Consider the following 26667-nt stretch of genomic DNA (forward strand, 5'->3'; position numbering starts at 1 on the left):
AAGTCGAGGCCGGTCATGGGTGTCCTTTCATCGATGGTTCAGCACGGTGCGCCCTGCAGGGACGATCGGTCGGCGCAGCACGCGACGAAACCGCGCATCAGATTGGCGGAGTGGAAGTCCTGAGGCCACAGAATTTCCGGATGCCACTGCACGGCGACTAGCTGCGCAGCGGCAATTTCGAACGCCTCGATCAGCCCGTCGTCGGCCGTGGCTGAGGGCCGGACACCCGGGGCCAACGTGTCGAAGCCCTGATGGTGGTAGCTGTTCACCGCCATGGGGCCAGCGCTTCCGAGCCACGAAGCCAGCAGCGTGTCGGACGCGACGTCGACCTCGTGTGCCGCCCCGTCGAGGCTCTCCTGCGGCAGACGATGAATTCCCGTCCCCGGCCGGTCGCGTTCCAGGTCGGCGAACAGGGTGCCACCAAGCGCCACGTTGGTTAGTTGCGCTCCACGACACACCGCCAGCACCGGGATGCCGCGCCGCAGAGCGATGTGCAATGCAGTGATCTCGTTATCGTCCAGTGCGCGAGGCGCCGCTTGCACCAGCGGGTCGGCGCTATCACCCCCGTATAGTTCGGGGTTGACGTCTGCCCCACCTAGTAGCAGCAAGCCGTCCGACATGCCGACTAGCTTCTCGAGATCTGTTCTCGGGTAACGGCAGTCGATGGTCAGTGGCGCAGCGCCAGCGACGAGCACTCCGGTGAGCATTTCGCGCCAGTGGTGGTAGTGATTGAAGACGTCAAAGTCCATCGTGACGGCAACTACAGGCCGCCGGGTACTCGTCACGCCAGGTCCCTCCATCAGGTGGTGCGTTGCGGGCATCGGCTCAGCGTACGTAAAGGGCTAATAACTAGTCAATAGTGGTTTAACGCCGAAAACCCTAGGTACCAAGTTGCAGATATGGTCTACTAATCCTCTCTTTAGTCCAAAAGTCGGGCCGTCTGCCCAGTGAGGAAGAGGATTCACGTGAACGGTGATAGGACAGGGTCGGGAGCGGCGTTCGATACGGGCGACGGTTCGCCCACCCTCAAACGTGGGGCCGTCGGAGTGCTCGGGGTGGTGTTCATGGTGGTGGCCTTCTCGGCGCCCATCTCCGCCATGACCGCCAATCTTCCGGTCGCCGTCGGTTTCGGGAATGGCGCCGGAGCACCTGCCGGCTTCATCATCGCCACAATGGTGCTCACCATCTTCAGTGTCGGGTTCGTCGCGCTTGCCCGCCACATCACGGCAGCTGGGGCGTTCTACACCTTCGTGTCGCGCGGGTGGTCGAGGATCCCCGGCCTGGCGGCCGGTGTCATGTCGATGTTCGTGTACATGATCATGGAAGCCGGTGTCGTCGGCCTGTTCTCGACGTTCGCCCAACAGGCCGCGTCGACATACCTGGGGTTCGATGCCCCATGGTGGGTCTACGGGTTAATCGCGGTGGCCGCGATTGCGCTGCTGTCGCACCGAGACGTCTCTTTGGCCGCCAAGGTGCTTGGGGTTGCGCTCGTGGCAGAGATCGCCATCCTCACCATCACTGCGGTGGCCGGGTTGGTTCGTGGGCACGGCGTCGAATGGGGATCGTTGCTTCCCACGGCGGCGCTGAACACCAATGGGGTGGCCGACGGTGCCGTCGGACTCGGTCTGCTGATGGCGTTCTGGTCCTGGGTCGGTTTCGAGGCCACCGCAATCTACGGCGAAGAGTCGACGAACCCCAAGCGGGTCGTGCCACGGGCCACGCTCATCGCCGTGATCGGGATCGGGTTGTTCTACACCTTCATCGCGTTCGCCGTGGTTAGCGCCAACGGACCACGGGGATCGGTAGACCTCGCCTCCAGCGCCAGTCCCTTCGAGCTGCTGTACACACCCGCCCGCGAGTACGTCGGGCCGTGGGCAGTCACGGCCTTCGAGCTGCTGGTGCTCGGTGGTACGTTCGCGTGCGCGCTGGCCATTCACAACGCCGCCAGTCGGTATCTGTTCGCCTTCGGCCGCGACCGCCTGCTGTGGCACCGACTGGGCGAGGCGCATCCGCGCCACGGCTCACCGTGGATCGCATCGCTGGCTCAGTCGGCATTTACCGTCGTGATCCTGGTGGCTGCGATAGTCACTGCGGCAGACCCATACCTAATCCTGTTCACACTGGTCGCAATCCTCGCGACGCTGTGCCTACTCGTGGTGCAGGTGATGTGCTCGATCTCGGTGATCACCTACTTCCACGTCCAACGCCGCCATCCGGAGACTGCGGGAGTTCTCCGAACATTGTTGTGCCCCATCGTCGGTGGCTTAGGCATGGCGTTCGTGATCTATCTGATGACTTCCAACATGGCGGTGGCGGCCGGCGCCGCATCGCAGTCACTTTTGTTCAAGGCCATACCGTGGATCGTCGTGACACTGCTCGTCGGGTCCATGGGCATTGCGGCCTACCTGCGATACGCCAAACCCGAGGTGTATGGCCGTATCGGTCGGACGGTTTTCGATGACGGTGATGCCGATGCGGCGGTGCCGGAGGGGGACGGCAACGGCGTAGGGCGCACGTTGATCCGAGACTGAGTCGGAGGGCTGGTGCGCGGGCGACAGGCTAGCGCTGACGCAACCACGATTCCAGGGTGTGGCGGGTGGTGTTGATGTGCTCGGTCATCTGCACCGCCGCCCGCTCGGCGTCGCGGTCATCTATGGCGTCGACGATGGCGTCGTGGTAGTCGTTGGCATTCGGCTCGATGTGATGGAAGATCGCACCCACGGGGAGCCACATCGCCCGGCGTGCGTTGGCCACGGCGTCATAGAGGTAATCATTGCGGCAGGCCTCGGCGATCTTCAGGTGGAAATTCGAGTCCAACGACTGCCACTCAGTGACCAGATTCGGTGAGGGCTCGTGCTCCTGGGCTCGGGCGATGTGGGCGTCCATCGCCGACAGGAGCTTCCGTAGCTGGCTGACGTCGGCGACACGCCTGCGCTCCGCCGCCAACCGCGCCGCGGCCGACTCCACGATCACGCGGTAGTCGAACGCCGCGCCCAACGAAACCCGGTTATCGCGCAACGTCCTCCGTGTGGCGGCCTCATCGCGCGTCGGGGAGACCACCGTGACGCCACCGTTGCGGCCGCGCCGCACCGAGACCAGGCCGTCTCGATCCAGAATAGTCATAGCCGCACGCACCACGGTGCGCGACACGTCCAGCATCTCGGAGAGCTCCCGCTCCGGCGGCAACTTGTCGCCTACCTTGAAACGACCGAGCTCCAGGGCGCGGCGAATCTGCTCGACCACCAGTTCGTGGGCGGGGATCTGCCGCACACGACTGAGTTCGAGGTGTGCCGAATCGATCATTTGCGGCCGTCCTTTCCGTCTTGACCTCGACCTTAACCGATCGTGACGCAGGAAACGGCATTTGAATCATTCATTGGACCAAGTGCCCGCCTTGGCGCGGCCATGTCAGATGCGGCTCAGCAATATGGGCTAAAGACTTGTCCTTTAGTGGTTTTGTGGTCCACACTTGATCCAGGCGCACGGCGCCGGAGATCCTGAAAGGAGTTGTCAGTGAACGGCAAAGTCATCGTGACAGGCGGCGCTGGTGTCATCGGAAGCGCCATCTGTCATCGGTTGGCCCGCAGTGGATATCACCCGATTGCGGCTGACCTGCCCGACGCACTTAGCGGCGTGGATACCGGCGATGGCGCAGTCGGCTCGGCGTCGTTGGACGTCACCGATGCCGAAGGGGTCCGTCGGACGGTCGACGAGATCGCAGAGGACGGGGAGCAGCTCGCAGGGTTGGTCAATTGTGCTGGAGTGCTGCGCGATTCCTTCTTGGGGGAGCTCGACGAAGCCAAGCTGGAGCTGATGTTTCAGGTCAACATCGCCGGAATGGCGCGGGTAACCGATGCCGTCGCGCCACGACTGGCCGACGGCGCCGCCATTGTCAACGTTGGCTCCCTCACCGGGCACTTCGGCAGGTTTCGCGGCGCTTCGGTATATGGTGCCACCAAGGCCGGGATCGCCACCTATACACGGTATCTCGCAGAGGAGCTGGCCCCGCGCGGGATCCGCGTCAACAACGTCGCTCCCGGCGTCATCCGGGCGCCGATGAGCCCTTCGATGGCCCGCGTCTCGGGAGGTGAGGAGGCCAGCGCCGGGCACGCCATGCTGAAGCGGATCGGTGAACCCGAAGAGGTCGCGGAGGCGGTGGAGTTCCTGCTGTCGACACGGGCGTCCTACATCACCGCACAAACCCTCCTGGTTGACGGGGGCACGGTCGCATGGTGAGTGCAACCGAGGTCTCGAGGGACACGATCGACATCGGGGCAGCCAACGACGAATCCTTTCGGCGGCTCGACGCCGCGGATCCCTGGGTTGTCGATGTCGCACCAGCCGGAGAGGTGCTGCCGGGATATCACCCCAATCTGGTGCTGACATCGGGAGCCCCGATGCCGTGGGAGGCCTACACCGGCGGCCAGCGGGAGGCCCTCATCGGCGGAGCCCTTTTCGAGGGATTGGCGACAAGTCGCGAGGATGCGATCACCGGGTTCTCTCACGGGCGCATCGAGATCGGCAGCTGCCACGACTATGCGGCAGTGGGCTCGCTTGCGGGGATCTACACCGCGTCCATGCCGGTGTTCGTCGTGGAGAACCGCGCACACGGCAACACGGGATTCTGCAACTTCTACGAGGGCAAGGAGCCGCGGCGGCTCAACTACGGCTGTTACGACCCCGGCGTGCACGAACGGCTTCTGCACGTCAACACGGTTCTCGCCCCCGTGGTGGGCGAGGCGATCCGGCGCCGCAACGGCATTTCGCTCAAGCCGGTGATCGCCCGCGCGCTCCGGATGGGGGATGAGGTGCACAGCCGCAACGCCGCGGCCTCGGTGCTGTTCAACCGGGAGATCCTGCCTGCGGTCCTCGACATGGTTGCCGACGGCGTCGCGGGTGTGCGCGAGACCATGCTGCACCTGGCTGAGAACGACTACTTCTTCCTCCGGTTGTCCATGGCGGCAGCGAAGGCCTCTGCCGATGCCATGGTCGTACCCGGATCCACGCTGGTCTCGGCAATGGCGTTCAGTTGCCGAGGTTTCGCCATCAAACTCGCCGGTCTCGGCAACACCTGGTTCGAAGGACCCCCGCCCTTGCACGAGGGCAAGCTCTTTCAGGGTCACACCGACGACGAGATCACCTGGATGGGAGGCGAGTCACCGATCACCGAGACGGTGGGTCTGGGTGGATTCGCCCAGGCCTGCGCACTGTCGTTGCAGGACTACCAGGGTGGTTCGCCAGAGGTGATGATCGAACGCAACCGGGAAATGTATCGGATCACCCACGGTACCAACAGTTCTTATCGCATCCCCTTGTTCGCCTTCGAAGGGACCCCGACGGGAATCGACGCCCGTAAGGTCCTGTCCACCGATGTGTTGCCGGTGATGGATGTGGGGCTGGCCGGCCGCGACGGAGGGCAGATCGGTGCCGGGATCATCCGTGCACCGCGCGAGTGCTTCCAGGCGGCTCTCGACGCGCACACCGCTGCCTACGGCGCATCATGACCAGCTCGGGTGCGCGCTCGTTCGCGCTCACATTCGCCGGTGCGAATGCGGTGGTGACCGGGGCGGCCTCAGGTATCGGCGCAGCCACCGCACATCTGCTGGCGACAGCCGGAATCCGGACCCTGGCCCTCGACCTCGATGTTCCGGCGAACCGGTGCGAGACCACCGATCTACTGGTCGGACATGCCGTAGACGTCAGGGATCGCTCCGCACTGGAAGCCGCACTGCAGCAGACGTTTCCCGATGGGCGCCTCAACTACGTCGTCAACTGTGCCGGCATTGCCGCCCACACCGGGTTCCGCGGTGTCAGCGCGGGGGAGTGGCGCTCGATTCTGGAGGTCAATCTGGTCGGGGCCTACAACGTGATCGACAGTTGCGCAGACCTTCTCGGCGCCGGCGATCCCGCTGCCATCGTGAACATCACCTCGATGGAGGCCTCCCGTGTCATCGCGTTGACCAACCCCGATCCCAATCCGCACTACGCCGCCTCCAAAGCGGCCCTGGCGATGCTGACCAGCAGCGCAGCCAGAGCACTGGGAGGCCACACGCGGGTCAATAGCATCGCCCCAGGTTTCGTCGCCACTCCGATGGCGGCCCAGCATGGGGACAGCGCTGCGCTGCCGCCGCAATTGGCCGCCCGCACCGTAGTCAAGCGGTGGGCCCAATCACACGAGATCGCCAATGCGGCTGCGTTTCTGCTTAGTGACCAAGCAAGTTACATCACCGGCGCCGACATCCGTGTCGACGGCGGACTCGCCACCACCTGACGAAAGGGACGTCTGATGCCCATCAACCCCACCGCACAGAAGATGCTCGACGACTTTCGGGCGTCGGGTCGGCCCAACGCCCATCTGCTGCCCGTCGAGACCGCCAGGGCCAATTTCGAGGACACGTTCGCCGCCCTGGCGAAGCCCGAGGTTGCCAAGGTCCTCGAGGTGTCGATACCCACGCGGAACGGTGAGAACATCCGCGGCCGTGTCTATCTGCCCGATGTTTCCGGTGATTTGCCGCTGACCGTGTACTACCACGGCGGTGGCTGGCTGCTCGGCAGCATCGACTCGCATGACGTGACGACGCGGTTGCTGTCCACGTCATCAAGGTCGGCCGTCTTGTCGGTGGACTATCGCCGCGGGCCGGAGCACCGATTTCCCACGGCCGTGAACGATGCGATCGACGCCCTCGGCTGGGCCCGGGGTGGCTCCCGAGAGCTGGGGGAGCTGGGGATCGACCTCCTACGGGTCGCGGTCGCAGGGGACAGCGCCGGCGGCAACCTCGCCGGGGCAGTGGCCGTAGCCGCACGCGATGCCGGCACACACCCACCGTTACGGCACCAGCTGTTGGTCTATCCCAGCGCGACCTGTGATTTGACGATCGGCTTCGACGACGCCTACGAGGGTGTGATGCTCGAGCGTGACGAGCTGGTATGGCACCAGCGCAACTACTTCGAGAAGCCGGAGGACGCAGCGGACCCGCGGGCCTCCATCCTCAATGCCGACCATGACGGCCTGCCCTCTGCCACCGTCATTCTCGCCGAGTGCGACCCCATCAAGCCGCAGGGGGTGTTGTTGGCTCGGGCGCTGGAGTCCGCAGGCGTCGATGTCGAAAGTCGCGAGTATCCGGGAATGGTCCACGGCTTCTTTGGACTCGACGAGATCTTTCCGCTCGCCACCGACGCGATGACCTACGCCGGTCGCCGATTGGCCGCAGCACTGGAGCGGCGCTCGTGAGCTTCACTGCGGTGGTCACTGGGGCCAACGGTGGAATCGGCGGCGCGATAGCCGGCCGGCTGTGTGACGAGGGTATCCGGGTGGTAGCCACAGACGTCGGTGCTGAACCGGCACCCAACCTTGCGGCCATTGCCGACTACGTTCCGCTCGATCTGTTGGCCCAGGAGGTGCGGTTCGACGACCTGTTCGCCGCGGTCGGCGGGGATGGACTGGACTACCTGGTCAACGCCGCAGGGTTGGCGATGATGGATCACGACGGCTCCATCGTGGACACCAATGACGAGGCGGTGTGGGAACGCACCCTGGGAGTCAACGTGCACGGAGTGCGCAAGCTAATCGTCGCCGCGGTGCCTCACCTGCGCAAGGGCGCCGGCAAGAGCATCGTCAACGTCGCCAGCGTCGCCGGCCTCCGCGGGATGGATTCGCCGCTGGACGCCTATCAAGTCAGCAAGGCCGCCGTGGTGTCGCTCAGTCGCGCCGTCGCATTGCGATTGGCGAGCGAAGCGATCCGTTGCAACGCCCTGTGCCCCGGGGCCATCCTGACGTCGATGATCGCGCCGATCTACGACCGGTCACCGGAGCGCCGCAGCGACATGGAACGCCGCACACCGCTGGGGCGCCTCGGAACACCGGAAGACGTCGCCAATGCCGCGAGCTTCCTGCTCTCAGAGCAAGCATCGTTCATCACCGCCGCGGAGATCGTCGTCGACGGTGGCTGGATGGCGCAGCTCAAGTAGCGATTCTGTGACTGGAAATCAGACTGCAGCTCCTCACATTTCAACGACAAGGCGAGTGATCACAATGAAAACAGATGTGGCGTACCAGCCAAGGGTGGCAATCATCGGTGCCGGATTCAGCGGTATCGCCGCGGCAGTAGCACTCAAGAAACAGGGCATAGAGGACTTCGTCATCTTCGAACGTTCCCCGGGCTTGGGTGGCACCTGGAGACACAACACCTACCCCGGTGCCGAAGTGGATCTGGAATCGCACATTTACTCGTTTTCCTTCGAGCGGTACGACTGGACGCGCACCCACGCCGGATGGCAGGAGTTGCTGACCTATCTCCACTATGTGGCAACAAAGTGGAACCTTTTGTCGCACATGAAGTTCAACGAGCCGGTGGAACAGGTCAGCTGGTCAGATGAACGGAAGGACTACACAGTCCGGACCGTTTCGCAGGAAGACCATGGCCGGTTCACCGCGGTCATCAGCGCCGTCGGTTTCCTGAACACCCCGGCCAAGCCACCGTTCGTCCGGGATCAGCACGACTTCGCGGGGCCGGTGTGCCACACGTCAGAATGGCGCGAAGGGCTGGACATGGCGGGCAAGAACGTCGGAGTTCTAGGCACGGGTTCCTCGGCCGTACAGATCGTGACGGAAGCCGAGAAGGTGGCTTCCTCGGTCACCGTCTTCCAGATCGAGCCGAACTGGATGCTGCCCAAGGAGGCTCGAGACTTCAGCCCACTGGAACGCCGGCTGAACAACCTCTCGCCGGTGTACATGTATCGGCGGTGGAAGCTCTACCTCGACTACGATCTGCGCCAGCTCCAGGCCCGCCATGCGCGGCAGGATCGCGTCCTGAACGGCAAGCGGCGGCAGGCGGCACTGGCCTTCCTGCATCAGGAGATGGCCGACCGGCCGGATCTGCTCGAGTTGCTGACGCCCGAATTCCCAATGGAAGGGCGACGGACCGTCATCAGTGACACCTACTACCGGGCGCTGAAGAGTTCGAAGGTCAGGCTGATACCCCATGCAGTGAAGGGACTCTCGGCACGCGGAGCGGTCGACGCCAACGGTGAGGAGCACCCGCTCGACTTGATCGTGCTCGCAACGGGTTTTCAGGCCCACCAGTATCTGAGCACCTACCGGGTGGCTGGCGAGAACGGGGTGGACCTCCACGACCGATGGTCCGAAGGGGCCGAAGCGTTCCTCGGCACGATGGTGCCGGGGTTCCCGAACTTCTTCGTGATGTTCGGCCCGAACACCAACATCGTTCCTCTGGTTGCGTTTTACGAAGCACAGGCTGATTTCTCAGCCCGTCTCATCGCCAGCGCGGCGCGTCAAGGTAAGCGGCGCATCGATGTTCGACGCTCCGCGTTCTACATCTACAACGACTGGATCCAGGACCTGCTGGGCAAGACGGTGTGGGCCACCACCGAGAGTTACTTCCGTGCTGGTTCGCACCGAACGGGCAAAGTGATCTCCCAGTGGCCGACCAGCCCCACCCTGTACCTGCTGGCCATGCGGTTGCTCCGGCGGCTGGCAACAAAGCTCAGCTAACACTCCAACCAGAATCGCGAAAGCACCATCAGTTTGAACGACGCGTGTCGGGATCGCGCGGGGCGCTTTGGCGACCGCGATCGAATATGTCAAGCAGCGCAGTCGGTTCGGTCACGCGTCTCGCCGCGGTGACGTTCTTCCAATGGGCCCAAACCTTGACCCACATCACAAAACAGCTATAAACTAGACCTTAAGTAAGCACTCGTCCGACATCCGCCGAGTGACTACTCGACGATTCAGGAGAAGCCATGACAGTCCGATTCGAATCCTCGACCGCCAGCAGCCCGGCCCGCTCCAACGGTGCGCGTCTTCCGCGCGGCGTGTGGTCAGTGTCCGCGCTGAGGGAAGCGGTCGACGCCGGGAGGATCACCAAGGTCTTGATGGTGGCCGCGGACAACATCGGCCGGCCACTCGGGGAGCACTTCCCGGCCCGCCGGTTTCTCGACCACGTCGACGACCCGACCGCGTTCCGCATCCCGCTGATGGTGTGGCAGCTGGACATCGAGCAGGACCTCAACCCCGATCTTGAGCATGTCGGTGGTCTCAGTAACGGCGGTCCGGACTGCTTCCTCAAGCCCGACCTCAATACACTGCGCGTCCTGCCCTGGATTCCCGATACCGCTTTCGTCATCTGCGATCCAATTCTGCCCGACGGATCAGTCCTGGAGCTCGCTCCCCGGCAAATCCTCAAGCGCCAGCTGGCTCGGCTCGCCGCGCACGGCGCCACGGTGCAATGTGCCTCCGAACTGGAGTTCTATTTGTTCGACCAGAGCTACGAAACCGGATGGGACGCCGGGTATCAGAAGCTCACCCCAGCCTCGCGGTTCAAGGCGGCCTACGATCCCCTCGCCGCTATCGGCAATGAGCCGTTCATCAACGCGGTCGTCGAGCAGATGGAGCAGGCCGGCGTCGAGATCGAGGCGCTGTCCTGCGAGTACGGTATCGGCCAGCAGGAGATCAATCTGACGCATACGAGCGCCCTCGAGATGGCTGACCGGCACTTCATCTACAAGTTCGGCGTCAAGACCATCGCGACGCGGATGGGGAAGTCGGCCACCTTCATGGCGAAGTGGGACGGCGGCGATGTGGGCAGTTCCTGTCACATCCACACCAGCCTCTGGTCGCTGGACGGTGCGACCCCGTTGGGTGACGATGCGCTGTTCGACGGTTTCGTGTCCGGGTTGGTGGGACATGCCCGCGAGATGTGCCTCCTCTACGCGCCGAACCTCAACTCCTATCGCCGCTTTCAACCCAACTCGTTCGCACCGACCACGGTTGCCTGCGGGAACGACAACCGCACCATGTCGTTCCGGGTGATCGGGGATGGGCCGACCCGCCGGGTCGAGAACCGCATACCGGGAGCGGATGTCAATCCCTACGTGGCCATTGCTGCTGCGGTCGCGGCCGGCGTCAACGGTATTGAGAACGAACAGCCATTCCCCGAACTCGTCGACGGCAACGGTTATACCCGCCACGACCTGCCCCAGCTGCCCACCTCCCTACCCGAGGCCTTGGGTCTCTTCGGGAACAGTGAACCCGCCAAGCACGCATTCGGTCGCGAGGTTCACGATCACCTGCTCACCGTTGGCCGCGGGGAACTGACTGCATTCCTGACGCAATCGGTGACGGATTGGGAACAACGCCGCTACTTCGAACGCACCTGACATCATGTCGACGGTATTGGCCTACAACAGCCTGCTGGACCACCTCGTCCGGACTGACTCTTGGCTGGCTCAAGGACAGTCCAGCTATGCCCTGGCAAGGAGGGCGGTGGATTCCGCCGACTTTGCGAGCGCCGAGGACTACGCGGCGATGACAGTGCAAGAGGCGTCGGAGGCGTACGAGCTCTACGCGACGTGGCTCCGTCAGATTCCGAATGTCCTGGTTGACAATGGAATCAGCGCCGACGTTCTCGAGCAATCGCTTGCTGAGACAACGGCGAGGATAGGAGACCACGACCTCGACACTGGGTGGGCCACCTATCAGCACTTGATCAAGACCTTCACCCAGGCATGCCAGGACAATGACGCCGACGCCGCGCGGAATCTGCTCGCCGAAGCGCGCCGGACCTGGCAACACCACCATGATCGCGCGTGCGACAGCATCGTCGCGCTGCTTGGACTGGCCGCCACGCAACTCGGTGAGGGTTTCGTTGGAGAGCTGTGGGATATTTTGCTGGCCAGGCTGTACGACCGAGCCGCCACGGTGTACGACCCCGCAACACGGACGTGGGCCCAGTCGCTGGAGCGCCTGTTCCTCGACATCGCGGAAGCTACGCGCGGCCATCTCACTGGGCCACGGCGCGATGGGTCGTTCTCCGTCACGGAAGACGCCGATCGATGGGTGATGACGTTCGCTCCATGCGGATCGGGTGGGCGGACCTACGAGGTGGAGCCAACTGATGTGTCGCCTCGCGTGACGACGGAACGACATGACTGGGCATGGAATACCCCAGGGGTGTGCCTGTATTGCGCACACTGTTGTCAACTGCAACAACGTGCCCCTATTGCCCGGCTCGGTTTCCCACTCAGAGTTGTGAAACCTCCGACGCAGGGCCAGTCGCCAGCGGTCTGCACATGGTCGATCTACAAAGATCCCAGCCGAGTCCCTGATGAGGCCTACACCAGCGTCGGTTTCGACCCGCCGACGCGTCATACCGACGGCTAGATGGTTCGGGTGCACGCACCAGCGAAACATCAATGACCATGTTGACGTGCCGGTGGCGTGGTGCAGGAGCCTATCGAGGATGTCGACGGGCGGTGGTCTGGTCGGGCCGGACCCACTCAAGGTTTAGTGATCCGCCTCGCCAGTTGTGGTGGGCCCCTTGGCAATGAACGTTGATGGGGTCGACGCTATCTGGTCTGGGGTAGCGTATGCGATGGAGCTCCTGCGGGAGTGTGTCAGTACCGCAGCAGCTTCCGCGACGGCGGCCGACCAGAGCGCACGTGGCCGCTGTATCGGCCGAGTGGTCTAGCGGGGTTACGCCAGCTACGGCCGTTTCGGCGCTGCGTCAGCGATGACAGTGCGCAGTCGCGGACCGAGCGATTCGATTGGTTCGTCGGTAGTCATCACGATTACTGCGGTCTGCACCTTGGGAGTCCCGTGCAGGATTGTCCAGGGGAGGGCTAGAGCTTCCATCAAATCGGGTTTCGGATCGTCCGTGTCACCACGGAGCCATCGACGAAGAACGTGGTTGTGTGCGGTGACAACTGCGTTGGCGAACATTTCGGCCCGAAGAGAGCCGTTCCAATCGTCTGGCATCGCTCGGTCGAGATGTGCGGAGAATAGGCGAACGTACCTCGATACGGTGGTGGTCTCGAAGTCGCGTAGGACTGGCACCGAGGTCGTGAGCCGGTACCGTGCACGCGCTCTGTCGCCCTCGGCGAGATAGTGATCGAAGACAGAGGTCGCAACAGAGATTACCTCCGCCGGAATGGCCTCTGCGGAGGCGGCGGACAGTCTGGCATCGGCTCTCCGCAACAGGGCTCGGTGATCAGGAAAGATCAATGCCTCTTTGGAACCGAACTGGCGAAACGCGGTGGTACGGCCCACGCCTGCCCTGGCAGCGATGTCCTCAACGCTCGCCGCTTCATAACCCCGCTCTTCGAACAAGGCGAACGCCGCGCTCATCAGGCGCTCTCGGGTTGTCTCTGAAGCAGGCATTGGTTTAGTCTCCGTTATGTACGGAGTACCGATTATATGGTATTCAGTACCAGGAGTCGGGAATGTCTGGAAGATCTCGTCGTGCCGCCGAGGGCCACCCGCGTACTCGTGCCGGCGGGAACGGACAAGTTGTAAGGGGTCAGGAATTATGCTGGTGAACAAGGATTTCGATCTGTTTGCGCTGCCGGAGGAGCATGTAGAGTTGCGCGCGGCGACGCGCGCGCTGGCGGCGAAGGAAATCGCTCCGCACGCGGCGGACGTCGACGCCAATGCACGTTTCCCGGAAGAAGCGTTGCGCGCCCTCAACGCGTCGGGTTTCAACGCCGTCCACGTGCCTGAGGAGTACGGCGGCCAGGGTGCGGATTCGGTGGCCGCGTGCATCGTGATCGAGGAGGTCGCTCGGGTTGATGCGTCGGCATCGTTGATCCCGGCGGTGAACAAGCTGGGCACCATGGGTCTGATCCTGCGCGGCTCCGAGGAGCTCAAGAAGCAGGTCCTGCCGTCGTTGGCGGACGGGGCGATGGCCTCGTATGCGCTTTCGGAACGTGAGGCGGGCAGTGACGCAGCCGGGATGCGGACCCGGGCCAAAGCCGATGGTGACGACTGGATTCTGAACGGCACGAAGGCGTGGATCACCAACGGTGGTAAGTCGTCCTGGTACACGGTGATGGCGGTGACCGACCCGGACAAGGGTGCCAACGGGATCTCGGCGTTCATCGTCCATGTCGATGACGAGGGTTTCACGGTCGGGCCCAAGGAGCGCAAGCTCGGGATCAAGGGTTCCCCCACCACGGAGTTGTATTTCGAGAACTGCCGGATCCCGGGGGACCGGATCATCGGTGAGCCGGGTACTGGGTTCAAGACTGCGTTGGCGACGTTGGATCACACTCGCCCCACCATCGGTGCGCAGGCTGTCGGTATCGCGCAGGGTGCGTTGGATGCGGCGATCGAGTACACCAAGGGCCGCAAGCAATTCGGCTCGGCAATCAGTGACTTTCAAGGTGTGCAGTTCATGCTGGCCGACATGGCGATGAAGGTCGAAGCCGCCCGGCTGATGGTGTACAGCGCGGCCGCCCGGGCGGAGCGTGGTGAAGGCAATCTGGGGTTCATCTCGGCGGCGTCGAAGTGCTTTGCCTCCGATATCGCCATGGAGGTCACCACTGATGCCGTTCAGCTCTTCGGCGGCGCCGGCTACACCGTCGACTTCCCCGTCGAGCGGATGATGCGTGATGCCAAGATCACCCAGATCTACGAAGGCACCAACCAGATCCAGCGCGTCGTGATGAGCCGCGCACTACTGCGCTGAGCCGGCGCCTCGGCCTCACTAATTGCCGCGGCTGCTGTACGGAGTCTCGAAGTGCCGTTGTCGACCCTGGCGACAGAAGCGTGCGTCGAGTTGGCGGGCGACTGGTGAACGGGCGTGCGCACTTTGCGGGGTCGGCAGATCGACACCGGTACGTCGACGTCGGAATAAGGCGGCCAGTGTTCAGGCCCGCCCGTCGCGCCCGCGGTGGCCGGGTTGGTGTGTCGACGGATCGCATCGCAGCGAGGCGACGACGAGATCGCCGATCTCTTCCGCCAATCGGTTCACGTGCCGTTCGTCGGCGTGGGGGTACCACTCGTGGACCATGTTCAACATGCCGAGAAGCGAACCCGACGCCAGCCGGATGTCTATGTCGGGACACGCCGCGCCGTCATCCTGAGCTTCGCGTAGCACATCGGTGAAACGGCGGGCGTAGTTCTCGCGTTCGGCCGCAATCTCTCTGCCGCGCTCATCGGACAGTGAACGAAAATCCCGGAAGAACACCGTGGCCTGGTCGCGATTGGCCAAGACGTAGCGGACGTGGGCCTCGGCGATGCGGCGCACCTTGTCCAGTGGCGCGATCTCCAGGGCGCTCAGTTTCTCGATGTCCGCTTGGCTGGTGGCCAGCATGCCCTCGAGTACCGCGTACAGAAGATCTTCTTTGCCGGAGATGTAGTAGAAGAGGCTTCCTTTCAGCAAGCCCACCGCTTCGGCGATGTCCTGCACGCTGGTCGCTGCATAGCCTTTCTCGATGAACAGTTGGGTTGCCGCGCTGACTATCTCGGCGCGCCGAACGTTCGCTTTGTTCGATTTCTGCGACGCCGTGGGACGCCTGGTAGCCATTACGGTGCCTCCTTCCGGTGCCCGATAAGCCTGCCGATGTGGCACCTCGTGGTTCACCAAACAATCGATTGGCAGAATAGCAAGTTGGCCCCACCTGTGATGAGGCGTTGCGCCCTGCCGCGCGCAAACCATGTCATCGCCGGCCCGCACTGCGGTTCGCCTGGCACACGCCTGTTGCACGGCGGCCTGGGTCCAGAACAATTCCCGTGAACGCTGATTGTGGTACTTCCCGCTCTTGTCCCGCTGCGTGACGTGCGCTACAGTAACTTCTACCAATCGTTTGGTAGAAGTAAGGAGCGGTCTGTGGGTGACGAGGTTCCCTACTACTGGAAAGCACTCGACTGGAACGCGTTGATGGCGGACTATCCGCCACCGCCGCTGTTCGAGCGGGCCGCAGCGGTGAGGACCGATGAACAGTGGCGGGAACTGCAGGAGAGGCGGGTGCTCGCGCGGGTCCGCGATGCCTGGAAGGTGCCGTTCTACCGAAAGCGTTGGTGGGCAGCGGGTTTGGATGAGAACTCGGTGCGGTCGCTGGACGACCTGCGCTACATCCCCACCTTCACTAGCGACGACCTCAAGGCCGCGATCGACGCCAGGCCGCCGTTCGGTGAGCACCACCCGTTCGACCGCAACTCGATGGCCGACTACCTGCCGCTGAAGCTGCAGACGAGTGGGGGAACCACCGGTCTGCCCAGAACCACCGCATTCGACAGCCTCGCCTGGGAGGTCCAGGGCATCCAAGCCGCCCGGGGCCTGTGGGCGATGGGGGCGCGGCCGGGTGACGTGATCCAGATTCCGTTCACCACCTCCCTGGCCAACGCGGCATGGTGCTACTACATCGGCGTCCATCACTGGCTGGGAGGTGTGCCGGTGACCACCGGATCCGGGGTGGTGACGCCATCGGAGCGGCAGCTCGAACTGGCGGCGGCATACGGCACGAACGGGTGGATGGGACACGGCGAATACCTCGGCCGGCTCGTCGAAGTGGCCGATTCGATGAACTTCGATCTGCATTCTTTGCCCACCAAGTACATTCAGGCACTTCTCGGCAACGACGGCGCCGGCGAACTGCGGAGGGCGCTCGAGGAGGCGTGGGGTGCTCCGGTCTATGACACCTACGGCACTCACGAGATCGGACTGATTGCGTTCGAGTGCAGGATGCAGGACGGGCGCCACGTCAGTGAGGACACCGCCTACCTCGAGACCGTCGACATCGACGACCCGACACGTGAGTTACCCCCCGGCCAGGTGGGCGACCTCGTCGCGACGTCGCTGCACCGGGGCGTGCCCCCGCTGATCCGGTTCAACACGCAGGACGCCCTTGCGATCCTGCCACGCGCGCGCTGCGAATGCGGGTTACGGACCACCCGGCTGTCCGGCATGCAGGGCCGCAGCGACGAGATGGTGAAACTCCGCGGCCAGAGCGTCTTTCCGATGGCATGCCAGGACCCGGTGCGCGCCGATTCGCGCACCAACGGACAGTTCCTGTGCGTTCTGACCAGCGACGGTGCGGGCGTCAGCAAAAAGACGGAGATGACCGTCCGGGTCGAGCGCCGCGGACCTGGCATCGACACCGACACACTGCGAAACGATCTCGAAAGGGCCTTGAAGACCGTCCTGAACGTCCGCGTCGGCGTCGAGATCGTCGACGCAGGCACGTTGACCGAGTTCACCAGGCTCGGAGGAGAGGGAAAGGTCCGCCGTCTCCTCGACCTGCGCAGCAAGTAGCAGCACCACCAATCACCCCGAGCACGACAGATCAATACGACCGCATGAAAGGCGCCGTTCATGGCCACTCAATCAGAAACCGAGGCCCCGCCTGTCTCGGCCCGCAAGGTCGCTGTCGCCAGTTTCATCGGAACGGCCATCGAATTCTTCGACTTCGGTGTCTTCAGCACCGCCGCAGCCCTGGTCTTCAACGACATCTTCTTCCCCGACCTGGACCCCAGCGTCGGCATCCTCGCGGCGTTCGCAACCTTCGGAGTGGCCTTTCTCATCCGGCCGCTCGGCGCCATGATCTTCGGCCACTTCGGAGATCGCATCGGCCGCAAGCGAATGCTGGCTCTGACCCTCATCCTCATGGGCGTCAGCACCACCATGGTCGGGCTGCTGCCCACGTACGCACAGATCGGGATCTGGGCGCCAATCCTGTTGGTGTTCTCCAGACTTCTGCAGGGGCTAGCGGTGAGCGGCGAGTGGAGCGGCGCCGTTCTGATGGCGATGGAGCACGCCCCCGCTGACAAACGCGCTTATTACGCCTGCTGGCCGCAGCGGGGCGTGCCGCTGGGCTGGTTGCTGTCCACCGGGTCGTTCGCACTGGTGATGCTGCTCCCCGAAGACGTCGTGATGAGCTGGGGTTGGCGGGTTCCGTTCCTTGCCAGTGGATTGCTGGTTCTCGTGGGCCTCTACATCCGTCTTCAACTGCCCGAGTCGCCAGCGTTCAAAGCAGTCCAAGAGCAACACAAGATTGCCCGCTACCCGAGCCTCGACGTCTTCCGGCACGCCAAGAAGCGCGTGCTGATCGCGGTTTTCGCGATGTCGGCCAGTTGTGCCGGCTTCTACATGGCGGTGGTGTTCGCCTTGAGCTACACCGTTGAACAGACCGGGGCGTCGCGCACCACGGTGCTGTCGGCTGTCGCGTTCTCGCTGGGACTGCTCATCTTCACCATCCCGGTCTTCGCCCGACTGTCGGACCGCTACGGTCGTCGGCCCATCATCCTGACCGGCACGGTGTTGATGCTGGTGTTCGCTTTCCCGTTCTTCTGGCTGCTCAACACCGGTAACGCGTTGGCGATCACACTCGCCATGGTGATCGCGGTGTCGTTGATCTATGGGATGACAGGCGCACCGATGGCGATCTTTTTGCCCGAACTGTTTGAAACTCGCATGCGCTACAGCGGATCTGCCATCGGGTATCACATCGGCTCGATGGTCAACGCGGGCCCCGTTCCGTTCATTGCAGCGGCACTCTTCACCTGGGCCGGTGGGTCCTGGGCCTTGTCCGCGTATCTGGCTGTGGCAGCGGTTCTGACCCTGGTCGCGGTGGCCGCAGCGCGGGAGACGTACCGCGACGACATCGAAATGGTGGGGAGCTGACTGCGCATCGTCGGCCTGACGAACAGTCCCGTTCATGCTTGCCACAGCATGCACGGGACTGGTCTTTGTTGGGCAGTGTCAGCGGCGTGCTGCGGTGATGCGGTCCAACCCCTCCTGAAGAAGGACGGGCACCGCTTCGGCGGCCTTGTCGAATCCGGTGTCATGGCCGCCGCCGACCCGGTGACGGTGGTCGATGCCGGCGGCGATGACGGCCAGCTTGAAGTAGGCGAGCGCCACGTGAGCGTCCCAGTGTCGCAAGGATCTACCGCTGGCGCGTTCATACACCCCGGCCAGGGAATCGGCGTCGGGGATCCGAGGGCTGGTCCAGGCGCTGGAAAATCCGAGAATGAGGTCCAGCGCCCGGTGCCGGTAGACACACATCGTCGCCACGTCGGCAGTGGGTTCACCGATGGTCGACAGCTCCCAGTCGATGATCGCCTGGATCCGGGGCGACGCGGAGCTGCCATGGAGATCGATGAGGGTGTTGTCGATGCGGTAGTCCCCGTGCACGACCGCGGCACGGTCCTGTGTAAAACCATAGTCGCGCAAGCTTCTTGACAACTCCTCGGCCAGCGGATGGAGCGCGGAAAATCCGACTTGGCTCCATTGTTGCGTCCAGCGCCTGATCTGGCGCTGCGCGTATCCGGTGGGACGCCCGAAATCAGCGAGTCCTATCTTGGTGTGGTCGACGGCGTGCAGAGTCGCAAGGGCATCGACGAGCGCGGTGGTGATCGCCGAGAGCCGCGCCGCGTCCACCCCTCCGAGATCGACGCGAGTCTGCAGGCAATGCCCCGGTACCAGACGTGTCACGAGGAACGGCACACCGAGGACGGGCTCGTCCTCGCAAAGCGCAACCGGGTACGGGACCGGCACGTCGGTGTCGACGAGAGCACGCATGACGGTGTACTCGCGTCGGACGTTGTGTGCGGACTCGGTGCGTCCTCGGCGAGGGGGAGTCCGCAGAACCCAGCTCGAAACACCGTCGTCGACGCGGTAAGTGAGATTGGAGCGACCACCGGTGAAGAGTGTCGCGGTGAGCGGCCCGGCTGGTGGCTCACCGGCGTCGCGCAGGTGGACGGCCACCGAGTTGAGTTCTTCTGCGGTCAGGTCATGCACCGAAGTCAGTCGCCTTCGGTGATGGCCCGGATAGCGCGCTTGGCCAGCGCCCAACGGTGCACTTCGGAGGGGCCGTCGTAGATGCGGAACGGCCGGATCTCCCTGGCGACCCGTGCGACGGGCAGTTCAGTGGAAACACCCATGCCGCCGCACATTTGAGTGGCCCGGTCGACCACACGGTGCAGGGCTTCTGCGGCGAAGGTCTTGGCGATCGACGTGTCGGCCGTCGCGGCTTCCCCATTGTCGAGCTGTTGGCATGCCACGCCCAGCAGCGCCCGTGTCGCCGCCAGATCGATCTCGTTGTCGGCGATCATCTGCTGCACCATGCCATGGTCGGCAAGCCGTGCACCGAACGCCTGACGGCTCACCACGTAGCGGACCGCCACGTCGTGCGCCCGCCGTGCGGCGCCGGTCCAGCGCATGACATGGGTCATGCGAGCCGGGCCCAACCGCACCTGTGCGTAGTCAAAACCCCGGTCGACCTCACCGAGGACGTCGGCGTCGGGCACGAATGCATCGGTGAAGCCAAGTTCGCAGTGCCCGCCAATCATCGACCTGTCGACGGTACCGACATGGCGCAGCACCTCGGCGCCTTCAGTCTGTGCGGGCATCAGGAACATGGTTGCGCCGCCTCGCTCGCCGGGCTGTCCGCTGGTCCGGGCCATGGTGATGAAGAAGGCGGCTCCGTCAGCCCCGGTGATGAACCATTTGTGGCCGTTGATAATCCACCCACCGTCGACCTTCGCCGCGCGGGTCTGCAGTGCCGCCGGATCACTGCCTGCGCCGGGGGCGGGTTCGGTCATCGCGAAGGCCGAGCGAACCTCGCCCCGGGCCAGTGGCTGCAGATACCGCGTTCGCTGCGAGTCGGTGGCCACCGCGTCGAGGAGATGAACATTGCCTTCGTCGGGTGCCGCAATACCCGTGGCGAGTGGCCCAAACAAGGAGTATCCCGCCTCCTCAAAGACCGCCGCACGCGCGACCATTCCCAGGCCCAGACCACCGCAGTCCACGGGTGCGTGCGGGGCGAAAACCCCCGCCGCGCGCGCCTTGTCTTGAAGTCGGATGCGGAGCGCCTCCGCGCCGGCGGCCTCGATGTCGCCGTCGTATTCGTCGTCGACGTCAAGGACGTGAGCTCGGATGAATGCGCGGGTTCGTGTCGTCAGGTCGTGTTGAGTCATGTGATCTGAGATCTCTCAGCGTTCCAGCAGGGTTCCGGTCGGGCGCCAGGCGCCTCTGAGATGCGCCAGGTGATAGGGGGCCTCGGATCGCGGCAGTCCGAGTTCGAAGGCGGCGCGAAGCGGCCACGCGGGCTCCCGCAGTGCCGCCCGGCCGATGGAGACGACATCGGCCCTACCCGAGGCGATCACCTCTTCGGCCTGCGCGGGTTCGGTGATGAGGCCGACGGCGCCGGTCGGGATGCCGGCTCCGGCCCGGATTTGCGTCGCGAAGTCCACTTGGTATCCGGGAGCGACGGGAATGATCTGACGCTCATCGAGTCCGCCGGAACTAGCGTCGATGAGATCGACGCCATGGTCGCGCAGTCGGACGGCCAGTGCAATGCATTCGTCGAGTTCCCAACCACCGTCGATCCAGTCGGTTGCCGACAGTCGCACGACCAGGGCCGTGCCGTCCGACACTGCATCCCGGACGGCGTCCACCACCTCGATCAGAAACCGGGCGCGGTTGGCGAACGAGCCTCCGTAGGCGTCGTCGCGGATGTTGGTCAGCGGTGAGAGGAATTCGTGCAACAGGTATCCATGCGCGCCGTGCAGTTCGATGACGTCGAATCCGGCCGCGGCGGCACGCTGGGCCGCGGCGGCGAAGGCCGTGATCACCGCCGCGATGTCCGGGATGTCCATCGTCCGGGGAGCCGGAAACCCGTTCCACGACAATGCCGACGGTGCGATGGTCTCCCACGCGGCGGTAGGTTCCGGGGTCCCGGCATCGAACCAGGGTGCGCCGGTGGAGGATCCGGCCTTACGGCCGGCGTGCGCCAGCTGCACCCCGGCAAGTGCCCCCTGGTCGTGAACGAACTCGACGATCCGGGCCCACGCCTTGGCCTGCTGGTCGTTCCACAGTCCGGGGTCCTCCGGGCTGATCCGGCCCTGCGGGGTGACAGCCGTCGCCTCTGCCATCACCAGTCCGAAGCCGCCCACGGCTCGCGCCCCGAGCTGCACCAGGTGCCAATCCGTCGGGACGCCATCACGTTCGGTCACCGCGTACTGGCACATCGGCGGCAGCCAGATCCGGTTGCGCGACGTGGCCCCGCGCAGCGTGAGGGGGGTGAAGAGCTGTGACATGGGGACCTCTCATGGTGTCGTGGGCGTTCCCGACCTATGGGGTCGCCGCTGTGATGTGGTCGAGTCTTCGTTTGAGGAGGTGCTCCCCGGCCACCCCGGCGACGGCGGCGATCAACGGTGGCGCACCGACCTGCCCGCCGATGCCGACGGCGGTCTGCAGATCCTTGAGCAGAATGCTGAACCGCGCGGCCTCACCGCCGTGGGGGTGTGTTCGCATGTGATGGTCTGCGGTGCACCAGTTTTCGGTCATCCATGAGTTGCCGCTGCTGGCTTTGACGACGTCGAGGAAGACCGGCTCGGGAATGGCGAAGGCCTCGGCGATCCGCAGCGCTTCGAGCGCCACCAGATAGTTTGTTTCACCCATCATGTTGTTGCAGAGTTTGAGCACCTGAGCGCTGCCGGGGGTGTCAGCAACGCGGAAGGCGTGGAGGCTCGTCGCCTCCCATAGTGGGCGCAGTCTGTCGAATGTGGCGGCACTCGCCGCGACCATGACGGTCAACCGGCCTTCCAGCCGGGCGGCATGCGAGCCGGACACGGGTGCATCGACAACCTCGACGCCGTGTCCGGCGGCTTCTGCAGCCAGCTCCTGCATGAGAAGGGGGGTGACGGTGCTGTGCACCACGAGCGTCGACCCGGGACGCATCTGCTCGAACAGGCTCTCTCGTTGCACGAAGGCGCGTATTTGCGCATCGTCGAGTAGACACAGGCAGAGGACATCGGACTGTTGCACCACGGTGGCGGGGTTGTCTGCCCATCGCCCGCCCCACCCCATGACCTCCGCTTCCAGGTGCGGGCGAAGGTCATGGGCGAGGAGTGCGAGCCCATGTCGTGCGTAGTTCGCCGCCATCGGGGCGCCCAAGTCCCCGAGACCGACGAAGCCGAGGGTGCCGAGGGGAGTGTCGTCCGCTGGCATCGTCACGATGTCTCGAGGATCTCCAGCTGAACGCCGTTGGCACTCTTGGGGTGCAGGAACGTGACTGCACCGTATTTGGTGTCGCGTGCTGGGTCGAGGAGGGGAGTGATGCCCTGTTCCTTGAGTCCGGTCATAGCGGCAGCCATGTCCGAGGTTTTCAGAGACACCAGGAAGAGTCCCTCGCCCTTGTTGTCCAGGAACTTTGCCACCGAAGTGTCTGGTTCCGTCGACGTGATGAGGATGATGGCCAGGCCGTCGAAGTCGAAGCGTGTCCCGATCAGCCCCGGGAAGGCGAAGTCGTTGGGCGCCAGCGGCTTTCCTGCGGTACCGAGAAGTGTCTCGTAGCGTGCGGTCGCGGCTTCGAGATCCTTCACGGCGATGTTGAATCCGTAGACTCCGGTTATCATCTGTGAACCTTTCTGCGCTTCTGGGTATTCGGCGTTCACGTGCATCAGGCCACGGACTCGACGATGGTGGCGTTGGCGAGTCCTCCGGCCTGGCACATGGTTTGAAGGCCGTAGCGTCCGCCGCGGCGTTCCAGCTCGTGGAGCAGAGTGGTCATCAGTCGGGCGCCTGAGCAGCCGACCGGATGGCCCAGCGCGATAGCGCCTCCGTTCGGGTTGACCGAGGCCTCGAACCACTCGTCGGGCACCTTCAGTTCGTTCTTCCACGCCAGGACGATGGGGGAGAACGCCTCGTTGATCTCGACCACATCGATGTCTGTCAGATCCAGACCAGCGAGATCGAGGACCTTCTGGGTCGCGGGAATGGGCGCCGTCAACATGAGTTTCGGGTCGTCACCGACAGCGGTGCCCGTGACGTACCTGGCGCGGATCCGCAATCCGTGCTTTTCGGCGAATTCCCGGCTGGTGAGCAGCACTGCGGCCGCCCCGTCGGTGATCTGTGAGGCGCCGGCCGCGGTGACCACCCAGTTCGCTTCCGGGAATCTGGAGGCCGACTCCTCGCTCCAGAAGGCCGGCCTCAGCGAGGCCAGCTTCTCCATGTTTGGTTCGCGGATGCCTTCGTCCTGCTTGACGAGGCCAGCCGCGGTCTCGACCGGCGCGATCTCCTGGTCGAACCGGCCGGCGTCGCGCGCGGCACCGGCGAGCGTATGCGACCGCGCGGCGAAGGAATCACAGTCCTCGCGGGTGATGTCCCAGCGGGCGGCGATCAATTCAGCACTCAGCCCCTGGCCAATCAGGTCGTAACGCTGCAGCAGCGCGTCGGAGAAGGGGTGCCCCGGTCCGGCGTCTCCCGACCGACCGATGGGGATGCGACTCATGTTCTCGACACCGGATGCGATGACGGCTTGATAGGCGCCGCAGGCGATTCCCTGCGCAGCGAAGTGAATCGCCTGCTGGGAACTGCCACACTGACGGTCCACGGTGGTGCTGGGCACATGCTGGGGAAGGCCCGCTGCGAGCCACGCATTGCGGCCGATGTTCCAGGCCTGTTCGCCAACCTGACCAACGCAACCGGCGGTGTGGTCGTCGATCAGGCCGGGATCGACGCCCGACCTCTCGATCAGCGCCGTCAAGCAGGACCCCAGCAAGTCGACGGGATGAACTCCGGCGAGACCGCCGTTCCGCCTGCCCAGCGGGGTGCGGATGGCCTCCGCGAAAACTACTTCAGTCATGGACTTCCTCTCCTTTGTCTGATCGTATTTGACCAAACGATTGGTAGAAAAGCAAGCAGCTTTTAAACTATGGAAGCGAGCGGTGGACTCGACCTGTCGATGCGGGGCGACTCCCCGAGTTGATTCGAGTATTCCCCGGCAGCAGTGTGTTTCAGCGGTCCCGGCAAGTCCGAGGTTGACCTTTGCGCTCGCGAGACCTACGTTTCAATGATGCCACGTTCTAACAATCGATTGGTAGAATTACCTGAGGTTGAACTGTTGGTGACGCGCTGGGTCGGCAACCGGTGAGCGTCACATCGGTGTCCGGCGTCGCCGCCGACGCCGGCACGACTCAGCGTCTGGACTTGTATCGTGCGCTGCTGCGGATCCGCCACTTCGAGACCATGGCGAGCAAGCTCTACCGGGACACCGAGATCCCTGGGTTCGTCCACGTCTCGGTGGGGCAGGAGGCCGTGGCGGTGGGCGCCTGCTGGGGGCTGCGCGCCGACGACGTGATCACGTCCAATCATCGCGGACACGGTCACGTCCTCGCCAAGGGTGCGGACATGAAGGCCATGTTCGCCGAGTTGATGGCCCGAGAAACCGGTACGTGCCGAGGCCGCGGCGGGTCGATGCACATTGCCGACCTGGGTCGGGGCGTATTTGGAGCCAACGGGATCGTCGGCGCCGGGCTGCCCATCGCCGTTGGGGCGGCCACCGCGATCAAGCTCCGGGGCACCGGTAACGTCGTGGTTGCCTTCTTCGGTGACGGGGCCGCAGCACAGGGCGCCTTTCACGAGTCGATCAATCTCGCGGCCACCCTGCAGCTTCCCGTCGTATTCCTCTGCGAGAACAACCATTTCGCGGAGTTCTCCACCGCGGAAAACCTGCCGACCGTGACCTTGGCGCAGCGCGCAGCCGGTTACGGAGTTCCATACCTCTACGCCGACGGCAACGACGTCGAAAAAGTTCACGCCGTGGCAGAACAGGCCGCATCCTTGGCTCGGGCCGGCAAGGGGCCGGTGCTGATGGAAGCGGAGACCTACCGCATCCATGGACACTACGAGGGCGACCCGCAGCGTTACCGCTCGGCCGACGAACTCGAAACGTGGCGGGACCGCGACCCGATCACGCTGTTCAAAGCTCGCCTGCTTTCCTCGGGGTGGTCAGCCGGAGAAATCGAGTCGGTGCAACGCGAGGTCGAAACCGAGGTCGCCGAGGCAGTCGAGTTCGCCCGCGCCTCGAACGCACCCAGCGCAGAGTCGCTGCGACAGTTTGTTTACAGCGAGACACCCCCGCCCCCCGCCCCGGACGCCAGCCCACCGGCCGAAGGGCAGATCCGGATGAGCCGGGCCATCGCGCTCGCCCTGCAGCACGAGCTCGAGGACCATCCGGAAGCATTCATCGCCGGCATCGACGTGGGCGCAGGCGGCAACGTCTTCGGGATCACCCGAGGACTGTACGAACAATTTCCCGACCGCATCATCGATACACCGATCTCGGAGACTGCTCTCATGGGGCTGGGGGTCGGCGCGGCGATGAGTGGCATGAAACCCATCGTCGAACTCATGTACCTGGATTTCATGGGGGTCTGTTTCGATCAGCTGCTGAACCAGGCCGCGAAGATGCGGTTCATGACCGGCGGTCAAGCCGGCGTCCCGCTGACCGTGCGCACCCAGTTCGGCGCCGGGCGCTCGTCAGGCAGTCAGCATTCCCAGAGTTTGGAAGCACTTTTCGCCCACATTCCCGGGCTGAAGGTCGTCATGCCGTCAACCCCCGCCGACGCCTACGGTCTGCTGCGCGCAGCCATCGCTGACGCCGATCCGGTGATCTTCATCGAGAACCGGTTGCTCTACGAGACCAAGGGAGCCACGCCCGGCCGTGGGCACATGCTCCCGATCGGTGAAGCCGCGGTGGTCAGAGCCGGTACGGATATCACTCTGGTGAGCATGTCGCGGATGGTGCATCAATGCCTCTCGGTCGCAAGTGAACTCGAAACCGAAGGCGTGTCGTGTGAGGTCATCGACCTCCGGACGATATCGCCCCTCGACCACGAGACGGTGCTGAAGTCCGTAGCCAAGACCTCGCGCCTGCTCGTCGTGCACGAGGCCGTCTCGGACTTCGGTATCGGTGCAGAACTCGCCGCGCGGGTGGCGGACGAAGGGTTCACGCTGCTGGACGCCCCCATCCGCCGGATTGGTGCGCTCCCAATGCCGGCTCCGTACGCCCCCAACCTTGAAGCCCTGTGGCTGCCGGACGACGCGAGGATAGCCTCCGCGGTCCGGAAGTTGCTGGCCTATTGACCGC

23 protein-coding genes are annotated in these 26667 nt (G+C 64.2%); 13 read left to right on the forward strand and 10 right to left on the reverse strand.

Features of this window, described 5'->3' with window-relative positions; all coding sequences use genetic code 11:
• Positions 1-38: 38 nt before the first annotated feature.
• Positions 39-821, reverse strand: coding sequence for a gamma-glutamyl-gamma-aminobutyrate hydrolase family protein (locus ABW137_RS00905; protein ID WP_526395927.1), 783 nt, complete (start codon positions 819-821; stop codon positions 39-41).
• Between the two features lie 144 nt (positions 822-965).
• Between ABW137_RS00905 and ABW137_RS00910 the strand changes: the two genes are divergently transcribed.
• Entirely contained in the window at positions 966-2531 is a 1566-nt protein-coding gene (locus ABW137_RS00910; RefSeq protein ID WP_526395929.1) for an amino acid permease, read from the forward strand.
• Between the two features lie 28 nt (positions 2532-2559).
• Here the strand turns inward: ABW137_RS00910 and ABW137_RS00915 are convergent, their stop codons facing one another.
• The gene (locus ABW137_RS00915; protein ID WP_526395931.1) at positions 2560-3303 is read right to left on the reverse strand and encodes a FadR/GntR family transcriptional regulator; all 744 of its coding nucleotides are present in this window, start codon (positions 3301-3303) and stop codon (positions 2560-2562) included.
• Between the two features lie 210 nt (positions 3304-3513).
• Here ABW137_RS00915 and ABW137_RS00920 point away from each other — a divergent pair, with 210 nt between their 5' ends.
• The 8 genes from ABW137_RS00920 to ABW137_RS00955 all read left to right on the forward strand — a co-directional run bounded on the left by ABW137_RS00920 (position 3514) and on the right by ABW137_RS00955 (position 12178).
• Complete coding sequence (locus tag ABW137_RS00920) at positions 3514-4236, forward strand: SDR family NAD(P)-dependent oxidoreductase (RefSeq protein ID WP_526395933.1); 723 nt, start codon at positions 3514-3516, stop codon at positions 4234-4236.
• A complete protein-coding gene (locus ABW137_RS00925) occupies positions 4230-5504 on the forward strand; it encodes an oxamate carbamoyltransferase subunit AllG family protein (RefSeq protein ID WP_526395935.1) in 1275 nt (424 codons plus the stop codon). Before ABW137_RS00920 ends, ABW137_RS00925 begins: the two co-directional genes overlap by 7 nt.
• Positions 5501-6271 (forward strand): SDR family NAD(P)-dependent oxidoreductase, encoded by a 771-nt coding sequence (locus ABW137_RS00930; protein ID WP_526395937.1) that lies wholly within the window; start codon positions 5501-5503, stop codon positions 6269-6271. Before ABW137_RS00925 ends, ABW137_RS00930 begins: the two co-directional genes overlap by 4 nt.
• Positions 6272-6286: 15 nt before the next feature.
• Entirely contained in the window at positions 6287-7231 is a 945-nt protein-coding gene (locus tag ABW137_RS00935; protein ID WP_526395939.1) for an alpha/beta hydrolase, read from the forward strand.
• Positions 7228-7968: an SDR family NAD(P)-dependent oxidoreductase gene (locus ABW137_RS00940; RefSeq protein WP_526395941.1), complete on the forward strand. Its 741-nt coding sequence runs from the start codon at positions 7228-7230 to the stop codon at positions 7966-7968. Before ABW137_RS00935 ends, ABW137_RS00940 begins: the two co-directional genes overlap by 4 nt.
• Before the next feature lie 94 nt (positions 7969-8062).
• Positions 8063-9511: a flavin-containing monooxygenase gene (locus ABW137_RS00945; RefSeq protein ID WP_526395943.1), complete on the forward strand. Its 1449-nt coding sequence runs from the start codon at positions 8063-8065 to the stop codon at positions 9509-9511.
• Positions 9512-9759: 248 nt separating this feature from the next.
• The gene (locus ABW137_RS00950; protein WP_526395945.1) at positions 9760-11175 is read left to right on the forward strand and encodes a glutamine synthetase family protein; all 1416 of its coding nucleotides are present in this window, start codon (positions 9760-9762) and stop codon (positions 11173-11175) included.
• A 4-nt stretch (positions 11176-11179) separates the two neighbouring features.
• Positions 11180-12178, forward strand: coding sequence for a hypothetical protein (locus ABW137_RS00955; RefSeq protein WP_526395947.1), 999 nt, complete (start codon positions 11180-11182; stop codon positions 12176-12178).
• Positions 12179-12499: 321 nt separating this feature from the next.
• Here ABW137_RS00955 and ABW137_RS00960 read toward each other — a convergent pair whose 3' ends face one another.
• A complete protein-coding gene (locus ABW137_RS00960) occupies positions 12500-13174 on the reverse strand; it encodes a TetR/AcrR family transcriptional regulator (RefSeq protein ID WP_526395949.1) in 675 nt (224 codons plus the stop codon).
• A 148-nt stretch (positions 13175-13322) separates the two neighbouring features.
• Between ABW137_RS00960 and ABW137_RS00965 the strand changes: the two genes are divergently transcribed.
• Complete coding sequence (locus tag ABW137_RS00965) at positions 13323-14480, forward strand: acyl-CoA dehydrogenase (protein ID WP_526395999.1); 1158 nt, start codon at positions 13323-13325, stop codon at positions 14478-14480.
• 180 nt (positions 14481-14660) lie between these two features.
• Here the strand turns inward: ABW137_RS00965 and ABW137_RS00970 are convergent, their stop codons facing one another.
• Positions 14661-15377, reverse strand: a complete 717-nt coding sequence (locus tag ABW137_RS00970) for a TetR/AcrR family transcriptional regulator (RefSeq protein ID WP_526395951.1) — start codon at positions 15375-15377, stop codon at positions 14661-14663.
• A 246-nt stretch (positions 15378-15623) separates the two neighbouring features.
• Here ABW137_RS00970 and ABW137_RS00975 point away from each other — a divergent pair, with 246 nt between their 5' ends.
• Positions 15624-17048 (forward strand): phenylacetate--CoA ligase family protein, encoded by a 1425-nt coding sequence (locus ABW137_RS00975; protein ID WP_526395953.1) that lies wholly within the window; start codon positions 15624-15626, stop codon positions 17046-17048.
• A gap of 60 nt (positions 17049-17108) precedes the next feature.
• Positions 17109-18416 (forward strand): MFS transporter, encoded by a 1308-nt coding sequence (locus tag ABW137_RS00980; protein WP_526395955.1) that lies wholly within the window; start codon positions 17109-17111, stop codon positions 18414-18416.
• 78 nt (positions 18417-18494) lie between these two features.
• Here ABW137_RS00980 and ABW137_RS00985 read toward each other — a convergent pair whose 3' ends face one another.
• Genes ABW137_RS00985 through ABW137_RS01010 form a run of 6 tightly spaced genes read right to left on the reverse strand, consistent with a single transcriptional unit; the run spans position 18495 to position 24381 of the window.
• A complete protein-coding gene (locus tag ABW137_RS00985; RefSeq protein ID WP_526395956.1) occupies positions 18495-19532 on the reverse strand; it encodes a phosphotransferase family protein in 1038 nt (345 codons plus the stop codon).
• Positions 19533-19537: 5 nt separating this feature from the next.
• Complete coding sequence (locus tag ABW137_RS00990; protein ID WP_526395958.1) at positions 19538-20710, reverse strand: acyl-CoA dehydrogenase family protein; 1173 nt, start codon at positions 20708-20710, stop codon at positions 19538-19540.
• A 15-nt stretch (positions 20711-20725) separates the two neighbouring features.
• A complete protein-coding gene (locus ABW137_RS00995; protein WP_526395960.1) occupies positions 20726-21832 on the reverse strand; it encodes an NADH:flavin oxidoreductase/NADH oxidase in 1107 nt (368 codons plus the stop codon).
• 34 nt (positions 21833-21866) lie between these two features.
• Positions 21867-22745 (reverse strand): NAD(P)-dependent oxidoreductase, encoded by an 879-nt coding sequence (locus tag ABW137_RS01000; protein ID WP_526396001.1) that lies wholly within the window; start codon positions 22743-22745, stop codon positions 21867-21869.
• Positions 22746-22747: 2 nt separating this feature from the next.
• Positions 22748-23152 carry a VOC family protein gene (locus ABW137_RS01005; protein ID WP_526395962.1) on the reverse strand — a complete coding sequence of 135 codons (405 nt, stop codon included), beginning with the start codon at positions 23150-23152 and terminating at the stop codon, positions 22748-22750.
• 44 nt (positions 23153-23196) lie between these two features.
• Positions 23197-24381 (reverse strand): thiolase family protein, encoded by a 1185-nt coding sequence (locus ABW137_RS01010; protein WP_526395964.1) that lies wholly within the window; start codon positions 24379-24381, stop codon positions 23197-23199.
• A gap of 284 nt (positions 24382-24665) precedes the next feature.
• Between ABW137_RS01010 and ABW137_RS01015 the strand changes: the two genes are divergently transcribed.
• On the forward strand, positions 24666-26663 hold the full coding sequence (locus tag ABW137_RS01015; protein WP_526395966.1) for an alpha-ketoacid dehydrogenase subunit alpha/beta: 1998 nt from the start codon (positions 24666-24668) through the stop codon (positions 26661-26663).
• Positions 26664-26667: the final 4 nt, after the last annotated feature.

It is taken from the genome of Mycobacterium sp. (genome assembly GCF_040509115.1).
Classification (GTDB): domain Bacteria; phylum Actinomycetota; class Actinomycetes; order Mycobacteriales; family Mycobacteriaceae; genus Mycobacterium.

Excerpts from the sequence above, each read along its gene's own strand:
- ABW137_RS00905 (WP_526395927.1), bottom strand. The coding sequence starts at position 821 with ATGCCCGCAACGCACCACCTGATGGAGGGACCTGGCGTGACGAGTACC.
- ABW137_RS00915 (WP_526395931.1), bottom strand. The coding sequence starts at position 3,303 with ATGATCGATTCGGCACACCTCGAACTCAGTCGTGTGCGGCAGATCCCC.
- ABW137_RS00925 (WP_526395935.1), top strand. The coding sequence starts at position 4,230 with ATGGTGAGTGCAACCGAGGTCTCGAGGGACACGATCGACATCGGGGCA.
- ABW137_RS00930 (WP_526395937.1), top strand. The coding sequence starts at position 5,501 with ATGACCAGCTCGGGTGCGCGCTCGTTCGCGCTCACATTCGCCGGTGCG.
- ABW137_RS00935 (WP_526395939.1), top strand. The coding sequence starts at position 6,287 with ATGCCCATCAACCCCACCGCACAGAAGATGCTCGACGACTTTCGGGCG.
- ABW137_RS00950 (WP_526395945.1), top strand. The coding sequence starts at position 9,760 with ATGACAGTCCGATTCGAATCCTCGACCGCCAGCAGCCCGGCCCGCTCC.
- ABW137_RS00955 (WP_526395947.1), top strand. The coding sequence starts at position 11,180 with ATGTCGACGGTATTGGCCTACAACAGCCTGCTGGACCACCTCGTCCGG.
- ABW137_RS00960 (WP_526395949.1), bottom strand. The coding sequence starts at position 13,174 with ATGCCTGCTTCAGAGACAACCCGAGAGCGCCTGATGAGCGCGGCGTTC.
- ABW137_RS00965 (WP_526395999.1), top strand. The coding sequence starts at position 13,323 with ATGCTGGTGAACAAGGATTTCGATCTGTTTGCGCTGCCGGAGGAGCAT.
- ABW137_RS00980 (WP_526395955.1), top strand. The coding sequence starts at position 17,109 with ATGGCCACTCAATCAGAAACCGAGGCCCCGCCTGTCTCGGCCCGCAAG.
- ABW137_RS00990 (WP_526395958.1), bottom strand. The coding sequence starts at position 20,710 with ATGACTCAACACGACCTGACGACACGAACCCGCGCATTCATCCGAGCT.
- ABW137_RS00995 (WP_526395960.1), bottom strand. The coding sequence starts at position 21,832 with ATGTCACAGCTCTTCACCCCCCTCACGCTGCGCGGGGCCACGTCGCGC.
- ABW137_RS01000 (WP_526396001.1), bottom strand. The coding sequence starts at position 22,745 with ATGCCAGCGGACGACACTCCCCTCGGCACCCTCGGCTTCGTCGGTCTC.
- ABW137_RS01005 (WP_526395962.1), bottom strand. The coding sequence starts at position 23,152 with ATGATAACCGGAGTCTACGGATTCAACATCGCCGTGAAGGATCTCGAA.
- ABW137_RS01010 (WP_526395964.1), bottom strand. The coding sequence starts at position 24,381 with ATGACTGAAGTAGTTTTCGCGGAGGCCATCCGCACCCCGCTGGGCAGG.